This is a genomic window from Xylanibacter ruminicola, assembly GCF_900107775.1.
Taxonomy (GTDB): domain Bacteria; phylum Bacteroidota; class Bacteroidia; order Bacteroidales; family Bacteroidaceae; genus Prevotella; species Prevotella ruminicola_C.
Genome location: NZ_FNRF01000001.1, coordinates 509,940 through 525,393 on the forward strand (window position 1 = coordinate 509,940; position 15,454 = coordinate 525,393).

At 48.5% G+C, this 15,454-nt stretch carries 16 protein-coding genes; 15 read left to right on the top strand and 1 reads right to left on the bottom strand.

Annotation, left to right across the window (positions count from 1 at the left end):
* Positions 1–7: 7 nt before the first annotated feature.
* The 10 genes from BLU97_RS01805 (at position 8) to BLU97_RS01850 (ending at position 9,362) form a co-directional block, all read left to right on the top strand.
* Positions 8–1,282, top strand: a complete 1,275-nt coding sequence (locus tag BLU97_RS01805) for a hypothetical protein (protein WP_254771635.1) — start codon at positions 8–10, stop codon at positions 1,280–1,282.
* A 25-nt stretch (positions 1,283–1,307) separates the two neighbouring features.
* Positions 1,308–1,904, top strand: coding sequence for a conjugative transposon protein TraK (traK, locus tag BLU97_RS01810; protein WP_074759978.1), 597 nt, complete (start codon positions 1,308–1,310; stop codon positions 1,902–1,904).
* Positions 1,905–1,909: 5 nt separating this feature from the next.
* Positions 1,910–2,386, top strand: a complete 477-nt coding sequence (locus BLU97_RS01815) for a hypothetical protein (protein ID WP_139208693.1) — start codon at positions 1,910–1,912, stop codon at positions 2,384–2,386.
* Between the two features lie 4 nt (positions 2,387–2,390).
* Positions 2,391–3,608, top strand: a complete 1,218-nt coding sequence (locus tag BLU97_RS01820) for a conjugative transposon protein TraM (protein WP_074759980.1) — start codon at positions 2,391–2,393, stop codon at positions 3,606–3,608.
* Positions 3,609–3,688: 80 nt separating this feature from the next.
* The gene (traN, locus tag BLU97_RS01825; RefSeq protein WP_074760381.1) at positions 3,689–4,618 is read left to right on the top strand and encodes a conjugative transposon protein TraN; all 930 of its coding nucleotides are present in this window, start codon (positions 3,689–3,691) and stop codon (positions 4,616–4,618) included.
* Between the two features lie 5 nt (positions 4,619–4,623).
* Positions 4,624–5,121: a hypothetical protein gene (locus BLU97_RS01830; protein WP_074759981.1), complete on the top strand. Its 498-nt coding sequence runs from the start codon at positions 4,624–4,626 to the stop codon at positions 5,119–5,121.
* Positions 5,122–5,132: 11 nt separating this feature from the next.
* Positions 5,133–5,780 carry a hypothetical protein gene (locus BLU97_RS01835; protein WP_074760382.1) on the top strand — a complete coding sequence of 216 codons (648 nt, stop codon included), beginning with the start codon at positions 5,133–5,135 and terminating at the stop codon, positions 5,778–5,780.
* Positions 5,781–5,859: 79 nt separating this feature from the next.
* Positions 5,860–8,178 carry a type IV secretory system conjugative DNA transfer family protein gene (locus tag BLU97_RS01840; protein WP_074759982.1) on the top strand — a complete coding sequence of 773 codons (2,319 nt, stop codon included), beginning with the start codon at positions 5,860–5,862 and terminating at the stop codon, positions 8,176–8,178.
* A gap of 3 nt (positions 8,179–8,181) precedes the next feature.
* On the top strand, positions 8,182–8,664 hold the full coding sequence (locus tag BLU97_RS01845; RefSeq protein ID WP_074759983.1) for a helix-turn-helix domain-containing protein: 483 nt from the start codon (positions 8,182–8,184) through the stop codon (positions 8,662–8,664).
* A 62-nt stretch (positions 8,665–8,726) separates the two neighbouring features.
* Positions 8,727–9,362: a TraX family protein gene (locus BLU97_RS01850; protein WP_074759984.1), complete on the top strand. Its 636-nt coding sequence runs from the start codon at positions 8,727–8,729 to the stop codon at positions 9,360–9,362.
* Between the two features lie 3 nt (positions 9,363–9,365).
* Here the strand turns inward: BLU97_RS01850 and BLU97_RS01855 are convergent, their stop codons facing one another.
* Entirely contained in the window at positions 9,366–10,268 is a 903-nt protein-coding gene (locus BLU97_RS01855) for a peptidoglycan DD-metalloendopeptidase family protein (RefSeq protein ID WP_254771650.1), read from the bottom strand.
* A gap of 249 nt (positions 10,269–10,517) precedes the next feature.
* On the opposite strand from BLU97_RS01855, the gene BLU97_RS01860 reads away from it, so the two are divergent.
* From BLU97_RS01860 to BLU97_RS01880, 5 genes are all read left to right on the top strand, one after another.
* Complete coding sequence (locus tag BLU97_RS01860; RefSeq protein ID WP_074759986.1) at positions 10,518–11,291, top strand: DUF4099 domain-containing protein; 774 nt, start codon at positions 10,518–10,520, stop codon at positions 11,289–11,291.
* 406 nt (positions 11,292–11,697) lie between these two features.
* A complete protein-coding gene (locus BLU97_RS01865) occupies positions 11,698–12,651 on the top strand; it encodes a hypothetical protein (RefSeq protein ID WP_074759987.1) in 954 nt (317 codons plus the stop codon).
* A 41-nt stretch (positions 12,652–12,692) separates the two neighbouring features.
* Positions 12,693–12,899 carry a hypothetical protein gene (locus tag BLU97_RS01870; protein WP_074759988.1) on the top strand — a complete coding sequence of 69 codons (207 nt, stop codon included), beginning with the start codon at positions 12,693–12,695 and terminating at the stop codon, positions 12,897–12,899.
* Between the two features lie 6 nt (positions 12,900–12,905).
* The gene (locus BLU97_RS01875; protein ID WP_074759989.1) at positions 12,906–14,231 is read left to right on the top strand and encodes a zincin-like metallopeptidase domain-containing protein; all 1,326 of its coding nucleotides are present in this window, start codon (positions 12,906–12,908) and stop codon (positions 14,229–14,231) included.
* A gap of 17 nt (positions 14,232–14,248) precedes the next feature.
* A complete protein-coding gene (locus BLU97_RS01880; RefSeq protein WP_074759990.1) occupies positions 14,249–15,445 on the top strand; it encodes a toprim domain-containing protein in 1,197 nt (398 codons plus the stop codon).
* The last annotated feature ends 9 nt before the right edge of the window (positions 15,446–15,454 follow it).

Below are 15,454 nucleotides of genomic sequence, written 5' to 3' on the forward strand. Positions count from 1 at the left end.
ATAGAAGATGACAACGGATTTATTATTAAGCGTATCGGACTTGTTCCTCACCATGGGACTGCCGTCCATCGATGAGAGCCTTGACAAGCTGCTCGTGGCGATGGAGTCATTCCCGAAGTCAGCCATCCTTGGTGACACTGTTGGCTATGCCCGTGTCCTCGGCTTGTTACTGGCCCTGTGTGTCGGCTCCTACGAATGCTGGATGATGATGCTTGGACGCAGGGCTATGGATGTTATGAAACTGGCCCGAATCATTGCATTGTCGATGTGTATCACGTCAAGCAGTTGGATATGCTCTGAGCTTCAGGTGCCTGGCAAGGCTCTGGAGAACACCACCAAGGCAATGGCCAAGGCAAAGAACAAACAAGTTGCCGCTATGGAACTCAAAGTAGCTCAGAAGCAAGCAGAGTATCTGAAACGGCTACGTGAGGTACAGGACAGCGTAGAAACGGCCAAGCAGATTCAGGAGATCGGACAGGATGCCCACTGGTGGGACAAACTTATCTACAGTATGGAAAACCTCGGTTCTACCATCAACAAGTATGCCCAACAGGCAGCGGTGGCAGCAGAGACCAAGGTTTCGGAATGGATCAATGATGTCATTAGGTTTATCGGTGAGCTTATCTTCCAGATGACCTATTACGGGATTTTGGTGGCGCAGCGTATCTTCATGACGATACTCGCCATGTTCGCACCCATTATGTTTGCACTTTCCATCGTGCCGCCTTGGAGTAATGCCTGGTCACAATGGATTTCAAAGTACCTGTCTCTATCCTTATGGGGATTTGTGACCTATATGTGCCTGTACTATATTGACTTCATCCTGCTCTATAACTTACAGGAGGATATTACCGCCTATTCCAAGTTGTTGCAGGGTCAGGTGAACACATGGAGTCAGATAGGAGCACTTGGCCTTCAGGGCATCGGATCTAACTGCATGTATGCAATGGGTATGCTCGTTGGTGCCTTTATCCTTCGCTTTGTGCCAGAGGTTGCCTCATGGTTGATTCCCGGTGGTGTCAGTTCCAGTGCAGGCAGCGCAGCAGGCTCAGTGGCTACGGCAGGTGTTGCAGGTGGTATCTATGGTGGTATTGCTGGTGGTGCTATGGTTCTGTCCGGCGGTGCAGCTGCTGCAGGAGTAGTAGGAAGTCTGGGCGAGAGAGGACTGAATGGCCCTGTCATCAACAGCAAGACCGAGGGAGGCAAGGTCTATGAGCAGCATGCGAGCGGACGGGTAACTGTCCGTGATGAGTCTGCGAAGGAGGCTTTCAACAGAATATAAACATTTTATTTATACGATTCACATTATGTTAATACAGAGTTTAGAACAAAAGACCAGGCTGGCGCTGATGACAGTCTTTGCCACCATTGCAGGATGCACGGTGATATGTGCCTTCACCGTATTCTACTGTGCCAAGCTGGTCACTGATGAGAGGGAACAAATCTATGTCATTGACGGTGACATCCCTTTTCTGGCCGAACGCGCCAAGCAGGAGGCCAACTTCGTAATGGAAGCCAAGGCACATATCCAGCTCTTCCATCAGTATTTCTTTAACCTTCCCCCGGATGATGACTATATCAAGTGGACGGTTGGCAAGGCACTTTACATGGCAGACGGTACGGCTATGAAGCAGAAGCAGGCCATGGACGAGAACGGCTTCTATTCCGACATCATTTCGTCATCGGCCGTCTGTACCATTATCTGTGATTCCATCAATCTGGACGAGCATGAACGCAAGTTCAAGTATTACGGTACGCAGATTATCAAACGCCGTTCCCGTGATGTCAAACGCTCCATCGTTACGGTGGGGGGCATTGAGACTGTACCAAGGACACAGAACAATCCGCATGGCTTGCTTGTGACCAACTGGCGTACATTGGAGAACAAGGATCTTGACTATTGATGGCTATGAGACTGTTTAGAAAAGATAAGAAAGCCAAGAAGGAATCGAGGGCAACCCGGTGTTTCAGGATTCTGCTCTGGAGGCTCTTTGTCAAATGGAAAGTCCGTGAGCGGGTGGCCAAGGCTAACAAGTGGGCAGATGCGAACCGGGGTGATACCATGCTGATTACAGTCGGTTGCCTCCTGTTCTCCCTTATCATCGGCGCATTCCTCACCTTTGGTACGGATTCTGACAAGACTGACAACTTCATGACAGGCGTAGAGCCTGTGGAACCCATGTTCATTGGTATGCAGCAGATCCAGAATGCCAAGGCTTATCAGGTGAGTCAGGTAGAGGAGATGGCAAGGAAAGGCCAGACATTGAAGCATGAACTGGATTCTTTGGTGAGAATGCCCCGTAAGACGCATGACGACTCCCTGCAGATTGTCATCAAATACAAGCAACTGGAACTGATAGTAAACAACTTAGAAAAAGGACAATAGACAAATGAAGAAACTTAATTTGAAACAGCCGAAGTACATCTTCCCGCTGGTCATTCTCCTTCCCATCGTATTCCTGGCCTACGAAATATCGCAGTTTACGAAGGGCAGTGACGACCCGAAGAAGGGGGTGGTGACGGACAATATCAATATGTCACTGCCTGATGCCGCCAACGAGGAGATGGGCAACAAGATGACTGAAATGAACAAGCACTTCAGCGAGGACGGTGCCTATACCGCCATCGGCGCATTAGGTGATGACAAGGAGGAAGCCGACAGTACGATGAGCGGCTACTCAGAGAGTGAGCTGAACGACATCGATGCCGAGAATGCCAAGCGAACCCGTAAGCAAAAGGAACTCGAAGACCTGGAGCGCAGTCTGGCAGAGTCGCGCAAGCACATCAACTCCTACGGATATGATGGCGGTTCCGGCTATGGAGGTAGTGGCGGCTATGGTAGCAGAGGTGCTGGCAGCCGTAACGGACGCAACGCCGAAATGGATGACTATGCCCGTGAACTGGAGGAGATACAGCAGCGCAGCCTTGAACGGCAGCGTGTACTGGAACGAACCTTCGGTGCTGATGAGGAAGAGAAAGAGCGTAAGGCAGAGGAAGAACGAAAGCGGCTGGCTGAGGAACGTAAGAAGAACGAGGTGAAGCCAGAGGTTGTGAAGAAAGCCGATGATGCCAGTGCCTCGATGTTCAACACCATCAATGACCAGCAGGCGGCTGATGCTCCGCTGATTAAGGCGATGATTGACAAGACCACCAAGGCGCATGAGGGTACACGACTCCGCTTCAAACTCCTCGATGATGTCATCATCAAGGATGTACGACTCAAAAAGGGAACTTACCTCTATGGCATTGTCACTGGCTTCGGGCAGCAGCGTGTCATGGCCAGTATCACCAGCATTCTTGTGGGGGACAAGTTCATCAAGGTCAGCCTCTCTGTCTTTGACAACGACGGCATGGAAGGCTTTTATGTGCCTGAGTCCGCTTTCCGAGATATGATGAAGGATGCAGGAGCGCAGGCCATGCAGAGCAATATCAGCTTGGATGGTGGCTATGGTGGCGGTCTTAGTGGCGAGGCAGTAGCATTACAAGCTCTACAAAACATGTATCAGTCCGCATCTACAGCCATTTCGGGCAATATCCGAAAGAATAAGGCACGTATCAAGTACAACACCATCGTCTACCTGATCAACAAGGATGCGCAGAAAGACTGAAAATAAGAAAGACAGAATTACAGAAAGATAGAAAATCAGAAATTATGAATTACAGTAAAACAGTAAATCAGAAATTCAGTATGAAGAGAATTGTTTTGGCCGTCATGGGCTTGGTAGCCCTGTCGGCAGGGGCTAATGCCCAGGAGAATACGGAAGCAAAGAAGGATTCCGTCAAGGTAAGGTATATCTATACCATGCAGACAGACGATAACTGTATGCCGGGTATCGAGCGTAACCATGTCATCTTCATCAATGAGAACGTGACTACGCATGTCATCATGCCGGAGAATATCAAACTGGTTGATATGTCAACGGATAAGATTGTCGGCAACCAATGTGCTGACAATATCGTGCGGATAAAACCGTCTGCAAGGATGCGTGACCACGAGTTGGTGGGTACGATAACCGTCATTGGTGAGCGTCATCTGGCTCAGTATGATGTGGTCTATACAGCTGGCCCTGCCTGTGCCAACAGCATCTACCGCATTCAGTTGGACGAGATGAAACGCTACAAGAACCCTGACGTGCTGATGCCTGAGAGTGAGATGGCCGCATACGCCTGGGCCATCTATGGCAGTCAGCCCAACTATAACAATATCCACTATACCGCCAACGGCATCCGCGCTGTGGTGAATAACATCTACACAGTCAATGACTATTATTTCATTGACTATTCGCTCTATAATCGCACCAAGATTAAGTATGACATCGACGAGGTACGCATCAAATTGACGGACAAAAAGGAGGCCAAGGCCACCAACTCACAGACGATTGAGCTGACTCCGACTTATTCTCTGAATAGTGCGCATAGCTTCAAGAAAGCTTATCGTAACGTTATCGTCCTGCCTAAGCTGACATTCCCAGATGAGAAGGTTTTGAGGATTGAGATAGCCGAGCGTCAGATTTCAGGACGTGTCATCTATATCCCCATTGAGTACGAAGATATCCTCAATGCCGATGGCTTCGACAAGGGATTGCTTCGCCGTCTTCCGTTTAACATCAACAGGTAAACGTCATGAAGAAGATATTATTTGTGATGCTGTCCTTTCTGGTGGGTACTGGAGCGATGGCAGGTGAGAAAGACGAGTATTTTACGTTTAATGCAGGTTTCCTGTTCAACAGTACTCTCAATGCCACATTGGGCTATGAGCATGAGCTGACCTATGGTAATGCCGTTGAACTGACGGCAGAGATAGGCAACCAGTGGCAGCGTGACCCTGTGTGTGGCAAGATCTGCAAGGATGTGTTCTGGAAAGGCTACTACTGGGATGGCGGTTTGCTTTATAAGCACTGTCTGAAGAAGTTCAAGAACAGTAACCTAAGACTGCGTTTCGGCCCAGAGTTTGGTGCCTATACTGGCAGATACTTCTTTGCTGTAGAGGGTGGACTGGAATACAATTATGTCTTTCCCTCTGGTGTTCAGTTTTCATTGATTCAGAAGAACCAGGTTAATTTCCTGCATGGCGATTCCTTCCGCAACGGTCTTCTGATAGGTCTGAAGATTCCATTCTAATCATGAGCGATATGAAGAATTATATCAAGAACAATGCGGCTATGCTGATGATGGCTGTAGCCGTGATGGGAGGCATGACCTCCTGCGAGGAACATACTGATGAGTTTGACGGAAGCCTGAGAGTCGGGAATATTCTGCTGGCAGATAACTCCGTCGTTTCACCACAGGGCTATGATGCGGATGGTCAGCAAGCCGTCGGTGTCATCTTCTATTGCAACCGCGACACGGCTCTGGTAGTCTCTACCCATGAATTGGGCAGCTATGCCTATGCAGACTCTTTGGGGACAGTAGGTAGTGTCGATAGCGACAGCCGTACCTTATGTGGTGCCGAGAATACGGCAGCCCTTTTGGTATCGGAGATTCCCACTCCTGCAGCCGAGGCTGTGGCAGGTTTCCGTTCGCCTATGGCAAGCTGGGCTTTGCCGTCGGCAGGGGAGCTGAGAGCATTGGCATCTATGCTGCCTGTTGTGGAGAACTCCATGCGCATGATCGGTGGCGAACCCTTTTCCGATGGCCAGTATGTTAGTTCAACTCAGGACGGCAGTTCATCGGAGAGTGAGCAGATGTATTACCTGAGTGTGGCTGTGCGAAGCGGCTTTGTGACTTCGACAATCAAGACAACACCCGGCAGGGTGCGTCCAGTGCTGAGAATCAGATAAAACTTATACCTTTCATAATCGATGGAGAGGGGGCTATTTACAATAGTGGTAGTCCCCTCTCTTGATAAAGACATAAGCAATGGGAACAGAAGAGACAAAGGAACAGCAGCAGATGTATAACATCTTCCGTAGCTGCATCTATATCTTTTTGATTATCGAGCTGGTAATGAACCTGCCTATCACCTCTGAGAGCCGTGCCACGCAGTTCGTGCTGGAACTGATAGGCCGATTCCAGATATTCAACAGCGTATCATCCTGCAAGTTCATTGAACTGGTCTGCATCGCCGTTACCTGTATCGGTACAAGGGCGAAGGTAAGTCTGAGATTCAATGTCAAGACGATGGTGATATACCCTATCGTCATGGGATTCTCACTGATTATCCTCTGTATCGTATTACAGCATGGCTTATGGGGAGGCGAGCTTGGCGGTTTTGCCACCAACCGCGTACTCTATGCCCTGTCAAGCATCGTTGGAACCATGTTGGTGCATCAGGGGGGTGACGGCATCGCCCGTTACTACAATTACAAGCTTGGTGAGGATCGCTTCAACTTCGAGAACGAGTCATTTGAGCAGTCCGAGGACTTGAATGCTAACGAGTATTCTGTAAATATCCCGATGGTGTACTACTTCAAACGTCGTATGCATAAGGGCTGGATCAACATCATCAATCCTTTTCGTGGTACGATTGTGCTTGGTACACCTGGATCTGGTAAGTCATTCGGCATTATCGATCCCTTCATCCGGCAACATGCCGCGAAGGGCTTTGCGATGATGGTCTATGACTACAAGTTTCCGACGCTTGGAAAGACATTGTTCTACCAGTACTGCAAGAATAAACGATATGGTCATTTGCCTGAGAACTGTGGTTTCCATATCGTCAACTTCTCCGATGTGGAGTATTCCAACCGCGTGAATCCTATCCAACGTAAGTATATCCCCGATTTGGCAGGAGCATCCGAGACTGCGGCCACTCTGCTGGAGGCTCTGAATAAGGGAAGCGAGAAGAAAGGCGGCTCAGAGGCTTTCTTCCAGAACTCTGCTGAGAACTTCCTGGCAAGCATCATCTACTTCTTCATCAACTTCCACCCGACAGGCTATAAGAATGGCAAGAAGCTGACCCGTTACATTCTCTATAATGGCAAACGGCTAAAACTGGTGACCCGTTATTGGACGGACTATAACGCTGTCGATGAGAACGGTAAGGTCGTCCTTGACTTCCTCGATGAGCATAGCCGGAATGTGGCCACCGATGAAGATGGCATGTTCGTGGACTTGAACGGATTCATGTATAAGGACATGAACGGTGACCTGATTATCATTGACAAGGCTTGGTATGAGGATGATGAGGGAAATATTGTTGAGCCGGACACCATCACAGGGGAGTTTTCTGACATGCCCCATGTGCTATCATTTCTGGGCCGACCCTATAGCGAGGTCTTTGACATCTTGATGCAGGACGAGAAGATTATGTCGCTGATGGCTCCGTTCCAGTCTGCCTACAAGAACAAGGCCAACGACCAGTTGGAAGGTATGGTCGGTACGCTCCGTGTTAACGCTGCCCGTCTGGTATCGCCCGAAGCCTACTGGGTGTTCACTGGTGATGACTTCGACCTGAAAATCTCAGACCCGGCACATCCTTCCTATCTTGTCATAGCCAACGACCCTGAGAAGGAACAGGTTATCGGCTCACTGAACGCCTTGATCCTGAACCGTCTTGTGACCCGTGTGAACAGCAAGGGTAACATCCCTGTCTCTATCATCGTCGATGAGCTGCCGACTCTCTACTTCCACAAGATAGACCGTCTGATAGGTACGGCACGAAGTAATAAGGTTGCCGTTACCTTGGGCTTTCAGGAACTGCCGCAGCTCGAAGCCGACTATGGTAAGGTCGGAATGCAGAAAATACTGACAACGTGCGGAAACATCTTCATGGGTGCCGCCCGTAACAAGGAAACGCTGGAATGGGCACAGAATGACGTGTTCGGCAAGGCCAAGCAGACTTCCAAGTCTGTCACCATCAATGAGCAGCGGGTATCAACCTCCATTCAGGAGAAGATGGACTATCTCGTTCCTGCAGCCAAGATAGCGGACATGGCTACAGGATGGCTTGCTGGTCAGGCAGCCCGTGACTTCACACCAACGGACAAGGCATCTCTTGATGTGTTCAATATCGAGGAATCGGAGGAGTTCAAGACCACCAAATACTTCTGCAAGACAAATTTTGATATGGAAAAGATCAAAAAGGAAGAGAAATACTACCAAAATTTGCCGAAAATGTATAACTTTGCAAGCGATAAGGAAAAAGAAATTATGCTTAACCGCAATTTCAAGCGTATAAATGATGAAGTGGACGCTATGATTTCCGAGCTTCTTGGTATAACCCCTCAAACACCGTAAGGTATGAATGAATTAGTAGAGAAGTTGGATGTGAAGGTTCTGGGTGAGAGACTCCAGAAGGTAAGACAGCACCTGAAGATGACACAGGCAGATGTTGCCAAAGAGATAGGTTGCGCACCTCTTACTATTTCGCGTATGGAGAGGGGTGAGATTACGACTTCTACGGTTGCCGCTCTTGTCTTTTACTCTATCAGCGTTGATATGAACAGATTGCTAAGTAAGAACTTTGATCCAGACGATGATGAAAACTACGATAAGAATCCTGCCCTGCAAAGCCATGTCAAGGCTCGGCTGCAATTGTTGGAGCAAAACTCCAAGGGCTATATAGCCAATATGCAGCAGGATTTCAAAGATAACGTAAAGATCATTATTGAGAAGCATACGGAAGACATGTTTCAGGATTTGAATAAACGCATGATGGAAGCCACCAAGCAACAGTCAGAAGATTTATTAAAGTCACTGGAGAAAACCATCGAACTTCTCTAAGATATAAATCGGCTGTCGGATTTGTCTGACAGCCTTTTTTGAATACTTTTTAGGATAACAAAATGACAAAAGATCTTAGTGGGAGCTGGCTGAAGATTATCGCCATGCTCTCAATGACTATAGACCATGTGGCCTATTACTATGGTTGTTCCAATCCGTATCTCTATGAACTGATGCGGACTGTCGGACGTATTGCTTTCCCGACATTCGCCTTCCTGTTGGCAGAGGGCTTTGTCTATTCAAGGAACAGACAGAAGTATATGCTGAGCCTCTTTGCTTTTGCCTTGCTGTCAGAGATCCCTTGGCTGCTGCTGAACCATGATGGCAGTCATAATGTCCTGTTTACGCTGTTGGCCGGACTTCTGGGTCTTTATGCCATTGAGAATCTGAAACAACATTGGGCAATAGCGGTGTCTGTTACACTCCTTGGACTTGTCACCTTGCTCGTTGACACAGACTACTCTTGGAAAGGATATGGGCTGGTGCTTATCTTCTATATGTTCCGTGGCAGACCTGACATACAGACGCTTTTCGGCATACCACTGATGTATGAATACGGCATCATCGGTATCATGATGGCCTTTTCCGTCATCTGGCTCTACAACGGTGAACGAGGATTTATAAGGGGGAAGGCCATGAAATATGCTTTCTATGCCTTCTACCCCTTACACCTGATGCTGATATACTGGCTCAGATAGCCGTTATAAGGTCTTGGCAATCTGGCGCACCTTCAGGACATACGACTTATCCTCTGCATAGCCGATACGGTTGAGGAACTGGAGATAGTCACCGCCTTTGTACTTATACTGCACATAGTCACGGTAGGCTTTCACGCTGTCCTCCCATCGGTCGAACTTATAGTAGCTGCCATCACTTGGACGGCGCAGGCCAAAAAGGTTCTTGCACTCCCAGCAAACCCGCGACGTGTAGTAGCCCGTTTCCAAGAGGGACTGGGCAATAACTATCTTGGGATATTTGACATGGTATTGCTCCAGCACTCTGGCAAGGTTCTCGATATTCAGTTCCCTGTCAGGCTTTCCACCGAACTTCAAGGTCGCTATCCTGTCCTGAAGGTCATCGATGTAGTCATTCAGATAGTTGACAAAGGGCTGCGGGTCGATGCTTTTCCCTCCTTTCCTCAGCCGCAAATGAAGGTGTGGCCCTGTCGATTTCCCTGTATTTCCAGAGATCGCTACGATGTCGCCTGCCTCTACCACATCATTCTCATTAACGGCAATGACGCTCAGATGCCCATACAGACACTCGATGCTTCCATGCTGGAGAATGACATAGTTCCCATAGCCTCTGTTGCCACGATGAACCTCCTTGACGATACCTGGCATCATGGCATAGACATTACCATAGTTGCATTTCAAGTCTATGCCGTCATGGAAACGCTCACATCTATAGACAGGATCCTTTCGGTAGCCGTATCTGGAGTTGACAGTCATGTAATCCAAGGGGAGGCAGACCGTCACCCGTTGTTCGAGAAGCTGCAAAAGGGGGTTGTTTCTCACGTGTCCAAATACCGGCACTCTCTTTTCTATTGAGATAGGAAGGCCTTTGGTTGACGGAAACAGGTTTTCTTCCCTTTTAGCCATCATCAGACTGTCTGCTTCTGTCCTTATAGTGTCTGAATGCAGGACTAAAGGGATGTTTACACTGTCACCATAGGCAGTTTCATCCGCCAATCTCGTTGATTGACCAGAATCGGGCATAATGGTGAAAAACTGGGCATAACTCTTGATATATGCCAATTCTAGTAATAAAAACATAAAAAATACTCTACCCATATTGCTTTTCTGATAAAATGTCCGTAACTTTGCAGCAAAGTTAATCAATATTTAACAAATATGATAAGTAAATATTCTTTTTTAGAGGAAGAAATTCCTTATGAGAAGTTGGAGAAGCTTGGCATCAGCAGGGATGCATTCCTGTCGATGCCCAAGAATTTGGTTGATCCGATCATCAATGGAAGGGTGTCACCCATTATCGAAGCCCGCATCAAGGCCAAGAACGGTAAGACGATTGCCATTCCTATGAAGATTCAACTCAGCCGTGATGATGACGGCAGCGTCAAGTTGCTTACCTACCAGCGTACAAAGGAAATTCAGAACGACTATTGTCTGACTCCACGCGAACTGAATCGTGTGAAGAACGGTGAGGTCATCCGTAAGGAACTGGAAGAGAACGGCATCCGAAAGATGAAGTTCATCCAGCTCGACAAAGAGACCAATGCTCTCATCCCTCGCAGCGTCGCCCATGTCCGTATTGCTGAAAAGCTTAAAGACATGGAGAAGATTAACCACATTGAACTTGGTGCAAACCAGAAACAGCAGGCACAGGAAGGCAAGCCTATTGAACTGAATGTCGGTGACCAGAAGGTCGTCGTAGGTGTTGACCTCCGTGAGCAGCAGGGCTTTAAGGTGGTCAATGGCGATATGGATGAATGGAACCGGCAGATGAAGATCAAGTATGACCTTGAACATGACGATTTCATGGGCTATGTCCAGACGGACGAGAACCGCTGGGAGTACCAAAAGTGTGTTAATGAACAGAGTAAGAAGGATAACGTAAAGAATACCGTTAAGAAAGAAGAGAAGAACAGCTCCAAACTGAAGCTGTAATCAACCCACTGTATTATATAATAAGTTGAGAGAGATTATATAAGATATCAGTTGCACCATTTGATGGGTCGCTTTAATATTATAACCACCGTAACCCGAATCCGAGTACCATAAGGTGGGGACTTTAAATTGTATTCCCTGATTGCCTAAAGATAGGCGATGGCGCATTTTCACTTGAAGATATGCCTGAATACAAAGTTGCCATTCTTTTTATATCCCCACTTGCCAGGCCTTGAAATAAGGTCTGGTAAGGTTCCAACAACCACGTTGCAAAACGATTGGTGTAGGGTGGCAACACCTTGCTTCCAAGCATAATCGATGGGAAAATACGCCTGATGAGCAGGTGAGTAACAACCCAGTTTTTGAGTGAAGTTTACCTTTCATAAACTTTTTAATAAAAACGATTATGGCAAAGAAAAAGGATCAAGAGGTTAAGCAGCAACCCGTCGAGGCCGTGGCAGAAACCCAGCCAAAGAAAAAGTCTGCAAGTAAGAATAAGGCCGCTTCCGCATCAGAGGAGGAGCCGAAAGAGTCTGCAACCAAGACCGAGAAGAAGGCTGACGGCAAGCAGCAGTCTGCCGCTGAAGCTCCCAAGAAGGAAGAGCTGCAGGGCGAGAAGCAGCACCGTGAGCCGCAGATGGTGACCGTCAACGGTGGCAAGGTCACTCATGCCCATGCCTACCAGTCGAACAAGAATCCGGAGGACTGGTTCTTTACCGCCAAGATCGACGGCAAGGAACTGCATCCGCAGAAGATGACTCCAGAGGATGTTGCCGCCTACAGCAAGAAGGAGCGCACAGTGGAACAGCTGATGCAGACCTACTACCCCACCAAGCTGATGAAGCAGATTCCTGTTGAGGAATACAAAGCTTCCAACACGCTTTCCGATGGTCGTGTCATCGACAAGATGAACGTCTATAAGGAGGCTAACGAACAGAGCCAGAACTTCGGCAAATGGATGCTCTATGCCCAGGTGGGTGAGCAGAAGATGTCAACGACGCTCCCCAACCATGACCTGAACGCTTATTTCGACCGCGTGACCACTCCTTCCCAGCTTGTGGAGAAGAACCTTGGTCAGCGTCTTCACCTCGCATCACACTACGAACAGTTCAAACTGCCCGAAGGAGCAGAGATCAAGGATATCCGTGTCTCAAAAGACGCGGACAACAAGTGGCGTATCTCTGCCGACATGGGTGAACGTGGCATCACGGCCAAAAAGGAACTGAGCTTCGATGACGGCTATGCGCTGTTCCATACCAAGACGGCTACCCGTCAGCAGCTGGCAGCCAAGTACCTCACTCCCGAAATCAACGAGAAGATGGGGGTGAAGCAGGAAACCAGTCTGGGACTGAAGCTATAAAGAGAATCATCAACAGGTTTAATCATTAAAGCAAGAACACAATGGAACAGAATAAAAGTTACGATGAACTGGTGCAGATGAAGCAGGATGGTAAGATTGGCTGGCTCGACTTCGTAATGAAAGGCGACGATGCCGATGAGTACAAGCAGTGGTGCCAGGATCATGGTGAAGAACCCACTGAAGAAAATGCCGAGTTGTTTGTTGAAATGACAGACGCAAAGACTATGGAGTTATTGGCAACAGCTTAATCAGGTATGCAGAACGGAAAGAATTATCACAAGCATAGCGATAGCAAGCCGCAGACACAGCTTGCCATCGAGAAGTTTGCCGACATGATGATTGCCCGGATGGAGGAAATGAAGGAGAGTCACTGGAAAAAGGGCTGGATTGATGGTACGGGAGGCTACGGTCTTCCTCAGAACATCGCCAGCGGAACCCTGAACGGTGGTAACTCCTTCTTCCTCCAGCTCGACACCGCCATGAACGGCTACAAGATGCCGCTCTATATGACTTTCCTGCAGGCACAGAACATGGGACTTCGCATCAATAAGGGTGCGGAGTCCATGCCTGTCATCTTCTGGGACATGCTCTATAAGGACCAGAACGGCAAGAAGGTTGACCGCAGCGACATCGATATGATGACCAAGGAGGAACGTAATGCACTGACATCTACGCCCATCCTCCGTGTATATAAGGAGTTCAATGTCGATCAGACGAATCTTGCAGAAGTCAATCCAGAGAAATATGCGAAGCTTCAGGAGCGTTTCAAGGCTCCCGAACTGCGTGATGACAAGGGAATGTACGTCAATGCAGCCATTGACCGCATGCTCCAGCGTCAGGAATGGCTCTGCCCTGTGCAGTTTGACCAGATGGCTCCTGGTGCATCCTTCTCTCCCTCGAAAGACCGTATCGTCATTCCGATGAAGTCACAGTTCAACATCAGTAGTACGCCGGAGGAAATCTATAAGGACGGTATGGAATACTACTCAACGTTTCTACATGAGGCCACTCACTCGACAGGTACGCCTGAGCGTCTGAACCGTGTCAAAGGTAAGCAGTTCGGTGACAAGCAGTATGGTCATGAGGAGTATGTAGCTGAAATGACTGCCGCTGTTGTCGGTAACTCTCTCGGCTTCGACAAGCGCATCCTCGATAACAACACCGCCTATATCCAAGGATGGATTCAGAATCTGAAGGAGAATCCGAAGATTATTCTGAGCATTCTGTCCGATGTGAACAAGGCTTCAAACATGCTGTTGGAGGAGATTGATAAGCAGAAAATCGCTCTCGGTGAGACTACAATCCTTAACCGGAAAGGTACGAATTTGGAGCCTGCGGGTGCCAACTTTGAGAACGCCGCCATCGTGAAGCAGAAGAATGGTGAGTTTGCAGCCCGTGCCTCACTGAACGGTACGGAACTGGAGATGAAGCCTGTAGCCCGTGAGATAGGCATCCGCTACTTCTCTCTGCCGGAAGGTAAGGAGAAGGAACGGCTGTTGACCACGACTCTGAACAGTAGCTATGCCGCTGACATCAGTAAGCTGACTCAGCACCAGACAAGAGGTTATAAAGTAGGTTAACTGAAATTAGGAGGAGTATGACAAATGCAAGTTTCAAGGCTCTCAAAGAGAAGGTAGGTGTGGATGACATCGCCTATTCCCTGGGCTACCGGTTGAAGAGAGAGGCTGGTGTAGGCAAGTATATCGAGATGGCCTTGCCAGACGGCAGGGGTGGCAACACTGACACCTTGGTCATCAGTAATCCGAAATCAAAGGTCAGCCAGCTCTATTTCCATCGGAGTGGAGCAAAAGGCGGTGATGTAGTAGACTTGATCATGGAGAATATCAACAGTTTTTCAGAATCTGGGAAGGACAAATGGGAAAAAGCCCAGAAGGTGATGGCAAAATTTGCCAATGAGCCTATTCCCGACTATGGTGACAGTAAGTATCTGGAGAAAGCAGGCTACAAGGATAATCAGCCGTTTGACCCGAATCGCTGGGAGGTGACTCCTGCAACGGAACACATGCATCATGTGATGAGCTACTTCGAGCCTCGCGGCATCCGTCAGGAAACGGTGGAGGTGTTCGCTCCGTTCCTTGTCCGTGTCAAAGACCTTCAGGCCAAGAACTACGACAACTTCAATCTTGGTTTTCCTTACAAGGTGCCTGGATCAGATGAAGTGGCTGGTTATGAGATTCGAGGCTATAAGGGCTATAAGAGCAAGGCCGCCGGAACAAATTCTTCCTCTGCCGCATGGATCGTGGATATGTCAGATGGTAATCCCGATAGCGTGAAGAACGTATTTTTCGGGGAGAGTGGCTACGACATCATGGCTTTCTATCAGCTCAACCGACAGAAGATCGAGAAGGAGAGTTCCGTTTTTGTGTCGCTTGGCGGTTCGTTCTCCAATCAGCAGTTTTCCGGCATCATGCGTCACTATGGTCAGGCCAAGGCTGTTGACTGCTGTGATAACGACCTGAACGGACGTATCTATGGCATCCGTATGGCAGGACTGTTGGACGGGGTTCATTTTAATATTTCAAAGACAAATGAGGAGGTTCATCTGACTGTCAAAGGTCAGGAGCATGTGATGGATGCTGCAACGGCATCGATACATGAGCTGACCAAGTTCATGGAGGTGAACCCTCGTGTGGCTGAGTGGAAGCCTGCCAAGGCTTTCAAGGACTGGAACGACCAGGCCATGAACAAACCGATGGAGCCGATGGCTCTGGCTAACAAATACCAGCGCAACGAGAAGCTGGCAGAGGACAGGGCTAAAGGTGTGAAACTTTAAAAACGGAAA